The sequence below is a fragment of the Embleya sp. NPDC008237 genome, from assembly GCF_042956465.1.
GTDB lineage: Bacteria > Actinomycetota > Actinomycetes > Streptomycetales > Streptomycetaceae > Embleya.
The window spans coordinates 605,185-621,189 of record NZ_JBIBGL010000003.1 but is presented as its reverse complement, the minus strand read 5'-3'; the positions used below and the strand labels follow the sequence as shown (position 1 = coordinate 621,189).

Sequence of the window (16,005 nt, the reverse complement as noted above, 5' to 3'; positions counted from 1 at the left end):
CCGCGTTCCGGCCCTCACCCGGGTTTCAGGCCATACGGTCGAATGGTCGGCGTCCACCCGTCGACCCGTCCGCCCGTCCGCCCGTCGACCAAATCAACCACCCAACCGACCAACCGCCCGATTGACCACCGAGCACCGAGCATCGACCACCAACCCCCGACCACCGACCAACCGGAGGCGTACGTGCGATTCGGCGTGAACATCCCCAACTACGGGCCGACCGCGAGCCCCGACGCGATGCTCGCCTCGGTCCGGCACGCCGAGGATCTCGGCCTGGACCTGGCCATGTTGTCCGACCACATCGCGGTCACCCCGGACGTCGCGGCCCAATACCCGGCACCGTTCTACGAGCCGCTGACCGCGCTCGCCTGGCTGGCCGGTCGTACCGAGCGCATCCGACTGGGCACGACCGTACTGATCCTGCCCTACCGCGACCCGCTGCTCACCGCTCGCGTGACCGCCAACCTGGACCGCTACAGCGCCGGCCGGTTGGTCCTGGGTGTCGGCGTCGGCTGGGCCGAAGACGAGTTCGCCGCCTTGAAGATCCCGTTCGCCGAGCGCGGCCGGATCACCGACGAATACCTCGCGGCCCTGCACACCCTGTGGACCGAGGACGTCGCCTCGTTCGAGGGCGCACACACCTCCTTCCACGACGTGCACACGGCCCCGCGCCCGCTCCAGTCCCCACGCCCACCCGTCTGGATCGGCGGCAACAGCCCCGCCGCGATCCGCCGCACGGTCCGCCACGGCGACACCTGGCACCCCCTCGGCGTCACCACCGAGTGGCTCGAAAAGCAGGGCCTCCCCGCACTCCGCGCCGCCGCGGAACAAGCGGCCCGGCCCATCCCCACAGTCGCCCTACGCACCCCGCTCCAGGTGACCGCCACACCCCTCCCGGACGCCGACCGCCTCCCCTGCGAAGGGACCCTCGACCAAATCGAGGCCGACCTGTCCACCCTCGCCGCCCTGGGCATCGACCACGTCCTCCTCGACCCCCGCTACCGCGATTCCACCCGCCTACAACGCCCCGAATCAGACCGCACAACCCTGGAAGCCGCAGCCCCCCTCCTCACCCCCCACCAAACCTGACCGGACCTGCCCGGACGTGACCTACCCGGCCAGGCCAGGCCGGGCCAGACCCGACGTGACGTGACGTGACCTGACCCGGGCCCGACAGCCCGGGACCGGTGGGGAGACCACCGACCCGGCGTCGTGCCGGAGACCGATGGTGGTGGTGCCGCAGCTGCACGCGGCCGGGCGCTGTCCACGGCCCGGCCGGAACCCACCGAGAGGAGGCTCATCGAGGGACCCGGACCCGGGCCGCCGGCGGGGACCCAAACCGCACCACCCCCGAAACGCAGCGGCAGCCCGATGAGGAACACAGCCCAACCGCGACCGAAGTCCGCCCGCCCGCCGGTCGCGGTGCGCCCGTCTGCCCGATCTGCCCGACGCCCTCCGAACACTCGACCGACGCCCGCCCCCCAAACCACAACCGTGAGATTCCCGACATCACAGACACCTCACGCGCAGCCGTCCCATACCGCCCCCACGGCCGAAACCCACCCCCGACAGCCCAAAGCGAAACCCCCAGCCCTGCCCGCTACCGGGACCAAAGCCCCCAGCCCGCCACCCACAGTCCGGGCACGACAAAGGCCCAGATCAGAGAAACAACCTCTGACCTGGGCCTTTACCTTTGGAGCGGGTGACGAGGATCGAACTCGCACCACTAGCTTGGAAGGCTAGGGCTCTACCATTGAGCTACACCCGCAGCTGGTGTGGCGTGCACGTGGCGCCTAGGTTAGCGGATTGGTGCGCGGCCAGTGCAGACTCTAGCGTGTCGTCCTCTAGACTTCATCGGGCGCCACGGGGCGTAGCGTAGTGGCTAGCGCGCCTGCTTTGGGAGCAGGAGATCGGGAGTTCGAGTCTCCCCGCCCCGACCACCACATCATGAATTCGCTGCAGGATGGATCGGTACCACCGGTTCTGAACCTTCAGTGTGCCGTCAGGCAAGATGCACAGGCCCGGAAGAACAGCCCGCAGCAAGGAGACCCTTACCGTGAAGAGCGCCGTCGAGACGCTGAACCCGACCCGGGTTCGGCTCACCGTCGAGGTTCCCTCCGAGGAGCTGAAGCCCAGCCTCGACGCGGCGTACAAGAAGATCGGCAAGCAGGTGACGGTCCCGGGCTTCCGTAAGGGCAAGATCCCTGCGCGCATCATCGACCAGCGCTTCGGCCGTGAGGCCGTCTTCGTCGAGGCGTTCGATGACATCCTCTCCTCCTCGTACGGCAAGGCCGTCGAGGAGAACGAGCTGCGCGTCCTGGGCCAGCCCGAGGTCACCGAGGTCACCGACGTGACCGAGCTGGCCGGCGGCGCCGATCTGAAGTTCACCGCAGAGGTCGACACCCGTCCCGAGATCGAGCTGCCGGACTACTCCGGCATCGAGGTCGAGGTCGATGACATCACCGTCACCGACGAGGACGTCGCCGAGAAGATCGAAGAGCTGCGTGACCGCTTCGGTGCGCTGAACACCGTCGAGCGGGCCGCGGCCGAGGGCGACACCGTCGTCATCGACATCGAGGCCAAGGTCGACGGCGAGGTGCTGGAGGACGGCGTCGCCAAGGCGATGTCGTACCAGATCGGCGGCGACACGATGCTGGACGGCCTCGACGCCGCCGTCATCGGTGCGTCGGCCGGTGAGACCAAGACCTTCGAGACCGAGCTCCAGGGTGGCAGCGCCGCCGGGCAGACGGCCGAGGTCACGGTCGAGGTGACCACCGTCAAGGCCAAGGAGCTCCCCGAGCTCGACGACGACTTCGCGCAGCTGGCGAGCGAGTTCGACACGCTGGACGAGCTGAAGGCGGACCTGCGCGAGAAGCTCGACCACCAGAAGCTGCACGACCAGCAGAACGAGGGCCGGGACAAGGTTCTGGAAGCCCTGCTCGAGCAGATCGAGGTGCCGCTGCCGGAGAGCATCGTCACCGAGGAGATCGAGCAGCGTCGCGGTCAGCTGGAGCAGCAGCTCGGCATGATGGGCATGGACCTGGCCAAGTGGCTGGAGATCCAGGGCCAGACCGCCGAGGAGTACGAGAGCGAACTCCAGGAGAGCGTCCGCAAGGGCATGCGTGCCCAGTTCGTGCTCGACGAGGTCGTGAAGAAGGAGCAGCTCTCCGTCAACCAGGAAGAGCTGACCCAGCACCTCATCCAGCGCGCGCAGCAGTCCGGCATGAGCCCGGACCAGTTCGCGCAGCAGGTCATGCAGTCCGGCTATGTGCCGGTCCTGGTCGGCGAGGTTGCTCGCGGCAAGGCCCTCGAGGTCATCGCCAAGGGCGCCAAGGCCAAGGACGCGTCCGGCAACGAGGTCAGCCTCGGTGTCGACCTGCACGCGGACGACGCGGACAACCACGAGGGCCACGACCACGCCGAGACCGAAGAGGTCGCCGCGGCGTCGGACGAGGCCTCGGAGGAGAAGGCCGAGGCCTGATCCACCCGGGCGATCCGCGACCGCCGCGTACGTCGCGGCGCGCGGAATTCGCGCAGGACCCGTCACCCGGGCCCGATCACCGTCAGCCGGTGGTCGGGCCCGCGTGCGTTCCGAGGGCCTGCGTGTACTGCGAGGGCCGTGTGCGTTCCGAGGGGGCCGTGTGCGTTCCGTACGGGTACGGATCGTGATGACCCGTCACTCGATCGACCCAACCCGTTCGGATACCGTCCCGCCCGAGCATCCCGGCCGGGCCGACCCGTCCGTGGCGTACGACGCCTCGCAAAGGCGCTGCATTCGGAGCCGACCCGCCTGGCTGGGCGGGATGGTGCCCGCCGTCAACGGCTGCGCGGAGAGCGCGAAACGGGCGCTGCCCGCCCCTCGACGTTGAAGGGGCCGAGTGCTCATGCTCCTCATCCGGATGGGCCGCGAGAACCTCCGACACGGCTTGTGACGGCTATCAGACCGCCACCCTCGGGACCGCCGCTCTCAGGCCACCGCCCTACTGCCACCGCTCTCGGGCCACCGCTCACAGGCCACCACCCTCAGGACCGCCACTCTCAGGACCACCGCCCCACGGCCCGTCTGTACACGCGCACACCGGCCCACCAGGGCCGGGCACGGGCGAATCGTCCCTCACCGGCAGCGGCACGCGGTCGTCGGCCGGCTCCGGGCCCCGACCCGGCCCCGACCCGACCCCGGCCGGGCTCCGGGCTCCGGCCCCCGTCCCCGTCCCCGCGGCGCGCCGGCCTCCGTCGCGCCGACATGGCCGACCCGACCCGACCGCCCACCCGCCGTACGATCCGCGCGACTACCCCGATACCGCCCGGATACCGCCTTGCTGCGCTCTGGGCGAACAGTCCTGAGTCTGGGATGGCCTGCGACGATCCGCGCGTTAGGGTCGCTGTACGAAGGGGGTCACCCGCCACGAACGCAGGTGCCTCCCAAGGTCGACTTCGTGACGGCTCGGGATTGCCGTCGGAAACGAGCAGGTGGATACGTGACGAATCCGCAGATCGTGACTCCGGGGCTCGCGGTGCCCACTTCGCGTGCATCTCAGCCGGGTGGGATGGGGCTCGACGACCAGGTCTACAACCGGTTGCTGCGCGAGCGGATCATCTTCCTCGGCTCGGTGGTCGAGGACCAGATCGCCAACGCGATCTCCGCCCAGCTCCTGTTGCTGAACGCAGAGGACCCGGAAAAGGACATCTGGCTCTACGTCAACTCGCCGGGTGGCTCCATCACCGCCGGCATGGCGATCTACGACACGATGCAGTGGATCAGCAACGATGTCGCGACCGTCGCGATGGGCCTGGCCGCCTCCATGGGCCAGTTCCTGTTGACCGCCGGAGCCCCCGGCAAGCGCATCGCGCTCGCCAACTCCGAGATCCTGATGCACCAGCCGTCCGCCGGTCTCGGCGGCTCGGCGTCGGACATCAAGATCCAGGCCGAGCAGCTCCTGCGCACCAAGCGCAAGATGACTCGCCTGATCGCGCACCATTCCGGGCAGACCCCCGAGAAGATCGAGCACGACTCGGACCGCGACCGCTGGTTCTCCGCCGAGGAGGCCAAGGAATACGGCCTGGTGGACCACGTGGTTCGCAGTGCGGCCGAGGTTCCCAACACCGGCAGCACCAGCTGACACCGGCGGCTGCACACAGCTGATCCCGGCCGAAGAACAGCCGGGGAAAGCCGATCCAGCTTTCAGTCGCCCAGCCACTGAGTCGAGTCCGCAGTCCCGGAGGGCTGAGATTTCCATGAATGACAATCTGTTCCACCGGCCCGAGGGCCTGGCACCGCTTGCCTCGCGCAGCGCCGAGAGCCGTTACGTCCTGCCGCGCTTCATCGAGCGCACGTCGCAGGGTTTCCGCGAGCAGGACCCGTACACCAAGCTGTTCGAAGAGCGCATCATCTTCCTGGGCGTCCAGGTCGACGACGCGTCCGCGAACGACGTGATGGCGCAGCTCCTGACGCTGGAGTCGATGGACCCCGATCGGGACATCTCGATCTACATCAACTCGCCCGGCGGTTCCTTCACGGCGCTCACCGCCATCTACGACACGATGCAGTTCGTGCGCCCCGACATCCAGACGGTGTGCATGGGCCAGGCGGCCTCCGCAGCCGCCGTTCTGCTCGCCGCGGGAACTCCGGGCAAGCGAATGGCGCTGCCGAACTCCCGCATCCTCATCCACCAGCCGTACAGTGAAACCGGGCGCGCGCAAGTCAGCGACCTGGAGATCCAGGCTCGTGAGATCCAGCGCATGCGCACCATGCTGGAAACCATGCTCGCGCAGCACAGCACGAGGCCGATCGAGCAGGTTCGCGACGACATCGAGCGCGACAAGATTCTGACGGCCGAAGAGGCGCTTGCGTACGGCCTCATCGACGAGATCACCGCACCTCGGAAGGTCATCGGCTAGTGTCCCCGCCCGGTCGGCGGCTTGCCGCCGACCGGACAACGGTGACCGGTTGATGGTCAAAACCGGGGGATCGGAGATTCCGGCGGGGTACCGTCGAAAGACCAGGCACCAGGTCCGGGACATCCGGGGCCCAGGCGAAGGAGATGCACCTCGTGGCACGCATCGGTGACGGTGGCGACCTGCTCAAGTGCTCGTTCTGCGGAAAGAGCCAGAAGCAGGTGAAGAAGCTCATTGCCGGTCCGGGTGTCTACATCTGTGACGAGTGCATCGACCTGTGCAACGAGATCATCGAGGAGGAGCTCTCCGAGTCCTCCGAGTTGAAGTTCGAGGAGCTCCCCAAGCCACGGGAGATCTACGAGTTCCTCGACGGCTACGTGGTCGGGCAGGAAGTCGCCAAGAAGGCGCTCTCGGTGGCGGTGTACAACCACTACAAGCGGGTCCAGGCCGGTGAGTCGGCCAAGGCGTCCCGCGACGACGGCGTCGAACTGGCCAAGTCGAACATCCTGCTGCTCGGGCCGACCGGCTGCGGCAAGACGCTGCTGGCGCAGACCCTGGCCCGGATGCTGAACGTGCCGTTCGCCATCGCCGACGCGACCGCGCTCACCGAGGCGGGCTACGTCGGCGAGGACGTCGAGAACATCCTGCTGAAGCTGATCCAGGCGGCCGACTACGACGTCAAGAAGGCCGAGACCGGGATCATCTACATCGACGAGGTCGACAAGATCGCCCGCAAGAGCGAGAACCCGTCGATCACCCGCGATGTGTCCGGTGAGGGCGTCCAGCAGGCGCTGCTGAAGATCATCGAGGGCACCACCGCGAGTGTGCCGCCGCAGGGCGGGCGCAAGCACCCGCACCAGGAGTTCATCCAGATCGACACGACGAACGTGCTGTTCATCGTGGGCGGGGCGTTCGCCGGCCTGGAGAAGATCATCGAGGGCCGGGTCGGCCGCAAGGGCATCGGCTTCGGCGCGCAGATCCGCTCCAAGCGCGATGTGGAGAGCGCCGACTCGTTCGCCGACGTGATGCCGGAGGACCTGCTCAAGTTCGGCATGATCCCCGAGTTCATCGGCCGGCTCCCGGTGCTCACCTCGGTGCACAACCTGGACCGCGAGGCTCTCATCCAGATCCTGACCGAGCCCAAGAACGCGCTGGTGAAGCAGTACCGCCGGCTGTTCGAACTCGACGGCGTCGAGCTGGACTTCGAGATGGAGGCGCTGGAGGCGATCGCCGACCAGGCGATCATGCGCGGCACCGGTGCGCGCGGCCTGCGGGCGATCCTCGAAGAGGTGCTCCAGTCGGTGATGTACGAGGTCCCGTCCCGCAAGGACGTGGCCCGCGTCGTGGTCACCGACCAGGTGGTCCTCAAGCACGTCAATCCCACGCTCGTGCCGCGTGACGTGGTCAAGCGCGAGCGGCGCGACAAGAGCGCCTGAGTCGAGCGGCGAGGCGCCGGCCGGGTTCCGGCCGGCGGCACGGCTCGCCCGCACATTCGCACCCCGCGCCGCACGTTCGCACCCCGCGCCCGACCGGCGGGCACAGCCCGCTCACCCGTCCGCGACCACTTGCCGTCGCCGCACAGGCGGCCCTAGCGGGCACTGCCCGCATACACGTTCGCGATCACCAGTCGGGCGTGTGCGACGCCGGCTCCGTCGCTGACGTAGACGAGGTCGTGGTCGTCGCCCCACAGACACATCGCCGTGGTGGGGTTGCTCCAGCAGCGGAGCACCCCCGGCGGGCCGGGGACGGCCGGGTCCTCGGCCACCGGGACGGCCGGCACGAAGTCCCGGACGTACTCGGCGGGCACCCGGTCGCGCCGGGCGGCCAGGGTCAGCAGCACCGTCTCGCTGGTCTGCCCGCCGCCGAAGACCTCGGTGCGGACGTCCGCGAAGGTACGCCCTATCGTCGCGTTCAGATCGGCGACCGTCGACGGCAGTGCGGTCCGGGCGACCGGGCCGCGGGCCCCGATCGTGGCCGGCATGACGAGCGGTCCGGCACTGCGGGTGCTCGCCGGCGCGGTGGGCAGTCCGCGCGGCTCCGGGGCGTCGTCGCCGCCGGAGTCGAGCAGCAGCACCACGACCACCACGGCGGCGACCACCACGGCCACGCTGCCCAGTACGCCGACCAGGATCGCGATCCGGTCCCGGGAGCGGCTCTCCGCAGGCGGCGCGGCCCCCGGCGGCCCGGTCGGATACCCCGCCCCGCCGGTCCCGGGCCCCTGCCACCCGCCGTATCCGTCGCCCATCGCCCCCACCACCCGCGGTTCGGCCGAACGTCATCGGTACCCGGTACAACGACGCTACGGCCGCCAGGCGACGCGCGAACCGGCGTTCGACCCCGAACCACCGCCGCCGCACGGGGTCGCTACCGCTCCAGATCCGCGCGCATCGCCTTGAACTTCGCCGCGGCCCGGTCCGCCGACAACTGATCGAAATACGCCACGGCCGTCGTGTCCTGGTCCGCCCACCCGCAGATCGCCGCCGGCTGTGCGACCGAGGCCGGCATGCACTCCAGCGTGCCGCCCAGCGGGCCGGGATCATAGCCCTTCATCGTCACCCCGTCCGGGACGCTGCCGCCGCTGCCGTTCACGTACTCGACCATGCCGCGGACCATGTGCTCCATGCGCTTGCCGTCGATCCCGGTCATCCCGTCCACCCCGACGAACAGCACCGAGCGCGGTCCGGCCCCGGTCGCGCCGTACGCCGCGACCAGCACGTTGTTGGCCGGGGAGCGCACCTCGCCCGGGTCGACCGGGACGTCGGTGGGCCCGCCGTCGAGCAGCCGGGCCAGGTCTCCGGCCCGGGCGGCGGGCCGGAGCTTGTGCGGGCCGGCCGCGGTCGGGGGTCGCCCGGACGGGACCGACGTCGACGGCGCAGACGCGGTCGGCTTGGCCTTGCCGGTCGGCACCTCCGCCGGCCGCGTCACGGACGCGGTCGTCCCGGGGTCGACCGGTTGGGTCGTCGCGGTGACCGCCGGGCCGCTTCTGTCGGCCTTGTCGTCCTTGCCGTCCTTGGCCTGACACCCCGTCAGTACGGCCGTCCCGAGCACGGAGACGGTGACGGCGACGAACAGTGTGCGAGTGCGAGAGCCGGCACGAGTACCGGAGCCGGCACGAGGACGAGAGTCGACACGAGTACGAGTGTGAGTGCGAGTGCGCACGAGATCCCCCCGGATTCACGAAGTCACGGATACGGGCCCCGCTCCGGCGCTCCGACCGATGCCCCCATCGTCGAAACCCGGATACCGGCCCACGGCGCAAACTAGCGGTCCCCGGCCCCCGCCGGCGTCGCGGTGACACCACGGTGACAAGGGTGGGACGCCACCGGCGACAAAGGCGGAACGCCGGCGGCGGGACCCCGACCGGCGACAACCGGTCGGTCCGGCGACGTCGCCCCAGGGCCGCCGCCCGCGCCGCCCACCGCCCTGTTCCCGCCTTGCCGCCGGCGCGTCGAAGGTGCCCGTGCGCCTTCCGTAGACTGGGGCGGTGACCGAGAACACCACTCCCGCAGCCGCTGCCGCCGAGCAGCCGCAGGCCCTTCCCTCCCAGTACACCCCCGCCGAGGTAGAGGGGAAGCTGTACGAGCGCTGGGTAGCCGCGGGTTGGTTCGAGGCCGACGCCAAGAGCGACAAGCCGCCGTACACGATCGTCATCCCGCCGCCGAACGTCACCGGACAACTGCACCTGGGCCACGCGTTCCAGCACACGCTGATGGACGCGCTCACCCGCCGCAAGCGCATGCAGGGCTTCGAGGCGCTGTGGCTGCCCGGCATGGACCACGCCGGCATCGCCACCCAGAACGTGGTCGAGCGCGAGCTGGCCAAGGAGGGCAAGTCGCGGCACGACCTGGGCCGCGAGGCGTTCGTGGACCGGGTCTGGCAGTGGAAGGAAGAGTACGGCGGGAAGATCCTCGGCCAGATGCGTCGCCTCGGCGACGGCGTGGACTGGTCGCGTGAGCGCTTCACCATGGACGAGGGCCTGTCCCAGGCCGTGCAGACCATCTTCAAGCGGCTCTACGACGACGAGTTGATCTACCGCGCCGAGCGGATCATCAACTGGTGTCCGCGCTGTCTGACCGCGATCTCCGACATCGAGGTCGAGCACCAGGACGACGACGGCGAACTCGTCTCGATCCGCTACGGCGACGGCGACGACGCGATCGTGGTGGCCACCACGCGCGCCGAGACCATGCTCGGCGACACCGCCGTCGCGGTGCACCCGAGCGACGAGCGGTACGCGCACCTGGTCGGCACCGAGATCGAACTGCCGCTCACCGGGCGGCGGATCCCGATCGTGGCGGACGAGCACGTGGACCCGGAGTTCGGCACCGGCGCGGTCAAGGTGACCCCGGCGCACGACCCGAACGACTTCGAGATCGGCCGCCGGCACAACCTGCCGATGCCCACGGTCATGAACGAGCGGGCGATCATCACGGTGCACGGCCCGTTCGAGGGCCTGGACCGCTACGAGGCGCGTTTCGCGATCGTGGCCGCACTGCGCGAGCAGGGTCGGATCGTCGCCGAGAAGCGCCCGTACACGCACGCGGTCGGGCACTGCTCGCGCTGCAAGACCACCGTCGAGCCGCGGCTGTCCATGCAGTGGTGGGTCAGGGTCGAGCCGTTGGCCAAGGCCGCCGGCGACGCGGTGCGCGACGGTCGGGTGGCCATCCACCCGCAGGAGCTGGCCGGGCGCTACTTCGGCTGGGTCGACAACATGCACGACTGGTGCATCTCGCGGCAGTTGTGGTGGGGCCACCGAATCCCGGTCTGGTACGGCCCGAACGGCGAGACGGTCTGTGTGGGCCCGAACGACGAGGCGCCCACCGGCGAGGGCTGGACGCAGGACACCGACGTGCTCGACACGTGGTTCTCCTCCGCGCTGTGGCCGTTCTCCACGCTGGGCTGGCCCGAGCAGACCGCCGACCTGGCCAAGTTCTATCCGACCGACGTGCTGCTGACCGGGCACGACATCATCTTCTTCTGGGTCGCCCGGATGATGATGTTCGGGCTGTACGCGATGGACGGGCAGGCGCCGTTCCACACCATCACGCTCACCGGCCTGGTTCGCGACCAGTTCGGCAAGAAGATGTCCAAGTCGTTCGGCAACGTGGTCGACCCGATCGACTGGATGGACGCGTACGGCACCGACGCGCTGCGCTTCACCCTGGCCCGCGGCGCCAACCCCGGCACCGACGTGCCGATCGGCGAGGACTGGGTCCAGGGCTCGCGCAACTTCTGCAACAAGATCTGGAACGCCACCCGGTTCGCGCTGATGAACGGCGCCACCGTCGAGGGCCCGATGCCGGCCGCCGAGCAGCTCTCGGCGACCGACCGCTGGATCCTGTCCCGGCTGGACGCGGTCGTGGCCGAGGTGGACGCGTACTACGAGGACTACCAGTTCGCGAAGCTCTCCGACACGCTGTTCCACTTCGCCTGGGACGAGGTCTTCGACTGGTACGTCGAGCTGGCCAAGCTGCCGCTGAACGGCGACGACGAGGCCGCCGCACAGGCCACCCGGCGGGTCCTGGGCCACGTCCTGGACGTGACGCTGCGGCTGCTGCACCCGATCGTGCCGTTCGTGACCGAGGAGTTGTGGACCACGCTCACCGGTGGCGAGTCGCTCGTCGTGGCCCAGTGGCCCACCCCGAGCGGGTTCGCCGACCCGGCCGCCGAGGCCGAGATCACCACGCTCCAGCAGGTGGTCACCGAGGTCCGCCGGTTCCGCTCGGACCAGGGCCTCAAGCCCGGTCAGCGGGTGCCGGCCAACATCTCGCTCGCGGGCACCGCGATCGCCGCGCACGAGGCGGCGCTGCGTCAGCTGGCCCGCTGCACGCCGGCCGGCGAGGGCTTCTCGGCGACCACGTCCTTCCCGGTCGCGGGCGCCGTGATCGAGCTGGACCTCTCCGGCGCGATCGACTTCGCCGCCGAGCGCAAGCGCCTGTCCAAGGACCTGGCCGAGGCGGAGAAGGTCCGCGACGTGAACACGAAGAAGCTCGGCAACGCGGGCTTCCTGGCCAAGGCCGCCCCCGACGTGGTGGACAAGGTCCGGGACAAGCTGGCCGGCGCCGAGGCCGACATCGAACGCATCAAGGGCCAGCTGGACCGGCTGCCCACCGGCTGACCCGATCGCCCGCACGGGCCCGGGCACACCCACCCGGGCCGTGCGGGCGGCCACCCCACCAGCAACCCATCAGCAACCCACCAGCTCCCGCAGAACTCGATCAGAACCGGTGACACCTGTGACAGACCCCGCCGAGGCACTGGCCGCGCAGCGCGCCGTCGAGGCCGAGCTGATCGGGCGCTGGCCCGAGACGAAGCTCGACCCGTCCACCGACCGCGTGGTCGCGCTGATGGACGTGCTCGGTGAACCCCAGCGGGCGTACCCGGTCATCCACATCACCGGCACCAACGGCAAGACCAGCACGGCCCGGATGATCGAGGCGCTGCTGCGCGCCTTCCAACTGCGCACCGGCCGCTTCACCAGCCCGCACGTGGAGTCGATGACGGAGCGGATCAGCCTGGACGGCGAGCCGATCAGCGCCGAGCGGTTCGTCGAGACCTACCGCGACATCGAGCCCTACATCGGCATCGTGGACGCCGCGCAGCCGTACCGGCTGTCCTTCTTCGAGGTGATCACCGCAATGGCGTACGCGGCCTTCGCCGACGCGCCGGTGGACGTCGCGGTGGTCGAGGTCGGCATGGGCGGCACATGGGACGCGACCAACGTGGTCGACGGCACCGTCGCCGTGGTCACCCCGATCGCGGTGGACCACGCCGCCCGGCTGGGGAACACGCCGGGCGAGATCGCGGTGGAGAAGGCCGGGATCATCAAGCAGGACAGCCTGGTCGTGCTGGCACACCAGCCGGTGGACGCCGCCGAGGCGCTGATCCGGCGCGCGGTCGAGGTGGACGCGACGGTGGCCCGCGAGGGCATGGAGTTCGGCGTGGTCCGGCGCGACCTGGCGGTCGGCGGGCAGTTGCTCACCCTGCGCGGCCTGGCGGGGGAGTACGAGGACGTCTTCCTGCCGCTGCACGGCAGCCACCAGGCGCACAATGCCGCGGTCGCGCTGGCCGCGGTGGAGGCGTTCCTGGGCGTCGGCGTGGCCGACCGGCCCGGGCTCACCAGCGGCGGCGCGCTGAACGCCGACCTGGTCCGGGAGGCGTTCGCATCGGTCACCTCGCCCGGTCGGCTCGAGATCGTGCGACGCAGCCCCACCGTCCTGATCGACGCCGCACACAACCCGGCCGGTGCCCTGGCCGCCGCGCAGGCGATGACCGACTCGTTCGACTTCCGGCATCTGGTCGGCGTGGTCGGCGTGATGGGCGACAAGGACGTCCGAGGTGTCCTGGAGGCCCTCGAACCGGTGCTCGCCGAGGTCGTGGTGACGCAGAACTCGCAGCCGCGGGCGATGCCGGTCGACGAACTCGCCGCGCTCGCGGTCGAGGTGTTCGGCGCGGATCGGGTCGAGGTGCAGCCGAGCCTGCCGGACGCCATCGAGGCCGCCGTCACGCTCGCCGAGGAGGAGGGCGACCTCGGTGGTGCGGGCGTGTTGATCACCGGCTCCGTGGTCACCGTGGGCGAGGCCCGGGTGCTCCTCAAGGGCGGTGAACCGGGCGCGGGCCCGGGGGCCGGCCCATCCGGCGGAAGCGGCGGAGGCAACCGCAACGGAAGGGACGCCTGAGCATGCGCGCGCTGTGTTCGACCCATCTGATCGGCCAGGCCCTGGTGATCTGTCTCGCCGCGTTGGTGGCGATGCAGCTCACCGACATCTCCACGGGCGTGTTGTGGGCGGTCGCCGGACCGTCCGCCCTCGTCTGCGTCTGGCTGTGCGCCAAGCTCGGCCGGCCGTGGGCGGTCACCGCGGGCTGGGTGCTGCAACTCGGCCTGTTCCTGACCGGTTTCGTGGTCCCGATGATGTTCCTGATCGGCGTGGTGTTCGCCGTGATCTGGTATGGCTGCGTCCGGGTCGGGCGGGTCATCGACGACGCCAAGGCGGCCCGCGCGGCCCTCGCGGACTGAGTCGCGACATACGGCCGAAAGGTTGATGCGTTACCCCGGATAGGCTCTGGGCGTTGACCGTTCGTCGGGTCGCAAGGTTCGTACCCGTACCCCCTCTTCGAGGAAGCAAGGAGCCAAACGTGTCCGAGCGCACGCTCGTCCTGGTCAAGCCGGACGGAGTCCGGCGTGGTCTCGTCGGCGAGGTCATCGGCCGCATCGAGCGCAAGGGCTTCACCCTGGCGGCGCTCGATCTGCGCGTGATGGATCGCGAGACGATCGAGCGGCACTACGCCGAGCACGAGGGCAAGCCGTTCTACGCCCCGCTCGTGGAGTTCATGACCTCGGCCCCCTCCGTGGCGCTGATCGTCGAGGGCGAGCGGGTGATCGAGTCCTTCCGCGTGCTCGCCGGCGTCACCGACCCGATCAAGGCTCTGCCGGGCACCATTCGCGGCGACTTCGCCACGATCACCCGGGAGAACATCGTGCACGGCTCCGACTCGCCGGAATCCGCCGAGCGCGAGATCAAGAACTTCTTCCCCGAACACGCCTGACGATTTCGTCGCGGCGCCCGGTGCGCCGCGCGGAATCGGTTCGCGATCCCCGCCGCGACGATCGCGCCGCCACCGTGCCCGAAGGTCGCGCGACGCGCGCGGACTGCGCGGGAAATCGATTTTTTTCGCGACCACGCCGGGCGGACCTCCGCGCGCCCCGCCGGGGTGCCTATCTGGCCCCGACCGTGCGCTGTTAGAGGGAAATCCCTCCACTTGCCGCGCGTGGCACGCAACCCCTCGCACCGTGATCACGTCATGGTGGATGGAGGGTGCAGCCGTGCCCCGGTACGTCGCGGGTTCTGCCGCCGGTACACCGTGCCTACGATTGTGGTCGGTCGATCCGGCGTTCTCGGTACGACGTCCCTCGGCCGGCTCATGTCCTCATGGCTACGAGCTCGGGAAGGCCCTAGGTTCTTTATATGGCGAACAACTTGTCGTTCATCGGTCGTGACATGGCGGTCGACCTCGGTACGGCCAACACGCTGGTGTACGTCAGAGGCCGCGGCATCGTCCTGAACGAGCCGTCGGTGGTCGCCAAGAACACCACCACCGGGGGCATCCTGGCGGTCGGCGCCGAGGCGAAGAAGATGATCGGCCGCACGCCCGGCAACATCGTGGCGATCCGGCCGCTCAAGGACGGCGTGATCGCCGACTTCGAGATCACCGAGCGCATGTTGCGCTACTTCATCCTCAAGGTGCACCGCCGCCGGTACCTGGCCCGTCCGCGCGTGGTGATCTGCGTGCCCTCGGGCATCACCGGCGTCGAGCGCCGCGCCGTGGTCGAGGCGTCCAGCCAGGCCGGTGCGCGCAGCGTGCACATCATCGAGGAGCCGATGGCCGCCGCGATCGGCGCCGGTCTGCCGGTGCACGAGGCGACCGGCAACATGGTCGTCGACATCGGCGGCGGCACCACCGAGGTCGCGGTGATCTCGCTCGGCGGCATCGTCACGGCCCAGTCGATCCGGGTGGCCGGCGACGAGTTGGACAACGCGATCATCGCCTACGTCAAGAAGGAGTACTCGCTGCTCCTGGGCGAGCGCAGCGCCGAGGAAATCAAGATGTCGATCGGCTCGGCCTTCGACCTCGGCGAGGACGAGCACAGCGAGATTCGTGGTCGCGACCTGGTCAGCGGCCTGCCCAAGACGATCGTGATCTCCACCTCGGAGGTCCGCAAGGCGATCGAGGAACCGGTCAACACCGTTGTGGACGCGGTCAAGAGCACGCTGGACCAGTGTCCGCCCGAACTCGCCGGCGACGTGATGGATCGCGGCATCGTGCTCACCGGCGGCGGCGCCCTGCTGCGCGGCCTCGACGAGCGGCTGCGCACCGAGACCGGCATGCCGATCCACATCGCCGACAACCCGCTGGACTCGGTGGCTCTGGGCGCGGGCAAGTGCGTCGAGGAGTACGAGAAGCTCCAGCAGGTATTGGATGCCCAACCGCGCCGCTGACCGAGGACGCGGGGGCGGTCGGTCGGACCGCCGCCCACCGCGTTCGGCCCGGCACGGCCACACACCACAACTGCCCACAAGCGCCGCAACGTACGAAAGGGGCGGGCGCGCA

The 16,005-nt window shown here is 69.8% G+C and carries 12 protein-coding genes and 2 tRNA genes; 11 read left to right on the top strand and 3 right to left on the bottom strand.

Translation table 11 applies throughout. The features are described 5' to 3' along the window. Positions 1–183 precede the first annotated feature (183 nt). Positions 184–1,089, top strand: a complete 906-nt coding sequence (locus ACFZBU_RS09625) for a TIGR03619 family F420-dependent LLM class oxidoreductase (protein WP_391582908.1) — start codon at positions 184–186, stop codon at positions 1,087–1,089. A gap of 605 nt (positions 1,090–1,694) precedes the next feature. On the opposite strand, the gene ACFZBU_RS09620 is transcribed toward ACFZBU_RS09625, so the two are convergent. Then, a tRNA-Gly gene (locus tag ACFZBU_RS09620) sits at positions 1,695–1,768 on the bottom strand. A 96-nt stretch (positions 1,769–1,864) separates the two neighbouring features. Between ACFZBU_RS09620 and ACFZBU_RS09615 the strand changes: the two genes are divergently transcribed. From ACFZBU_RS09615 to clpX, 5 genes are all read left to right on the top strand, one after another. After that, a tRNA-Pro gene (locus tag ACFZBU_RS09615) sits at positions 1,865–1,940 on the top strand. Positions 1,941–2,056: 116 nt separating this feature from the next. After that, the gene (tig, locus tag ACFZBU_RS09610) at positions 2,057–3,481 is read left to right on the top strand and encodes a trigger factor (protein WP_391582907.1); all 1,425 of its coding nucleotides are present in this window, start codon (positions 2,057–2,059) and stop codon (positions 3,479–3,481) included. 997 nt (positions 3,482–4,478) lie between these two features. Then, a complete protein-coding gene (locus tag ACFZBU_RS09605) occupies positions 4,479–5,120 on the top strand; it encodes an ATP-dependent Clp protease proteolytic subunit (RefSeq protein ID WP_371863129.1) in 642 nt (213 codons plus the stop codon). Positions 5,121–5,235: 115 nt separating this feature from the next. After that, positions 5,236–5,898 carry an ATP-dependent Clp protease proteolytic subunit gene (locus ACFZBU_RS09600; RefSeq protein WP_391582906.1) on the top strand — a complete coding sequence of 221 codons (663 nt, stop codon included), beginning with the start codon at positions 5,236–5,238 and terminating at the stop codon, positions 5,896–5,898. A gap of 152 nt (positions 5,899–6,050) precedes the next feature. Continuing rightward, complete coding sequence (clpX, locus tag ACFZBU_RS09595) at positions 6,051–7,331, top strand: ATP-dependent Clp protease ATP-binding subunit ClpX (protein WP_360304477.1); 1,281 nt, start codon at positions 6,051–6,053, stop codon at positions 7,329–7,331. Between the two features lie 152 nt (positions 7,332–7,483). On the opposite strand, the gene ACFZBU_RS09590 is transcribed toward clpX, so the two are convergent. Beyond that, the gene (locus ACFZBU_RS09590; protein ID WP_391582905.1) at positions 7,484–8,140 is read right to left on the bottom strand and encodes a hypothetical protein; all 657 of its coding nucleotides are present in this window, start codon (positions 8,138–8,140) and stop codon (positions 7,484–7,486) included. A gap of 119 nt (positions 8,141–8,259) precedes the next feature. Then, entirely contained in the window at positions 8,260–8,943 is a 684-nt protein-coding gene (locus ACFZBU_RS09585; RefSeq protein WP_391582904.1) for a hypothetical protein, read from the bottom strand. A gap of 436 nt (positions 8,944–9,379) precedes the next feature. Between ACFZBU_RS09585 and ACFZBU_RS09580 the strand changes: the two genes are divergently transcribed. The 5 genes from ACFZBU_RS09580 to ACFZBU_RS09560 all read left to right on the top strand — a co-directional run bounded on the left by ACFZBU_RS09580 (position 9,380) and on the right by ACFZBU_RS09560 (position 15,893). Continuing rightward, positions 9,380–12,013: a valine--tRNA ligase gene (locus ACFZBU_RS09580; protein ID WP_391582903.1), complete on the top strand. Its 2,634-nt coding sequence runs from the start codon at positions 9,380–9,382 to the stop codon at positions 12,011–12,013. A gap of 118 nt (positions 12,014–12,131) precedes the next feature. Next, a complete protein-coding gene (locus tag ACFZBU_RS09575) occupies positions 12,132–13,574 on the top strand; it encodes a bifunctional folylpolyglutamate synthase/dihydrofolate synthase (RefSeq protein WP_391582902.1) in 1,443 nt (480 codons plus the stop codon). 2 nt (positions 13,575–13,576) lie between these two features. Next, positions 13,577–13,912 carry a DUF4233 domain-containing protein gene (locus tag ACFZBU_RS09570; protein ID WP_391582901.1) on the top strand — a complete coding sequence of 112 codons (336 nt, stop codon included), beginning with the start codon at positions 13,577–13,579 and terminating at the stop codon, positions 13,910–13,912. Positions 13,913–14,031: 119 nt separating this feature from the next. Next, positions 14,032–14,442: a nucleoside-diphosphate kinase gene (gene ndk, locus ACFZBU_RS09565; protein ID WP_020550731.1), complete on the top strand. Its 411-nt coding sequence runs from the start codon at positions 14,032–14,034 to the stop codon at positions 14,440–14,442. 431 nt (positions 14,443–14,873) lie between these two features. Beyond that, a complete protein-coding gene (locus tag ACFZBU_RS09560) occupies positions 14,874–15,893 on the top strand; it encodes a rod shape-determining protein (RefSeq protein ID WP_078979486.1) in 1,020 nt (339 codons plus the stop codon). The last annotated feature ends 112 nt before the right edge of the window (positions 15,894–16,005 follow it).

What these genes read in the sequence shown, in the direction of transcription:
- ACFZBU_RS09600 (WP_391582906.1), top strand. Translation starts at nt 5,236, where the DNA reads ATGAATGACAATCTGTTCCACCGGCCCGAGGGCCTGGCACCGCTTGCC.
- ACFZBU_RS09590 (WP_391582905.1), bottom strand. Translation starts at nt 8,140, where the DNA reads ATGGGCGACGGATACGGCGGGTGGCAGGGGCCCGGGACCGGCGGGGCG.
- ACFZBU_RS09570 (WP_391582901.1), top strand. Translation starts at nt 13,577, where the DNA reads ATGCGCGCGCTGTGTTCGACCCATCTGATCGGCCAGGCCCTGGTGATC.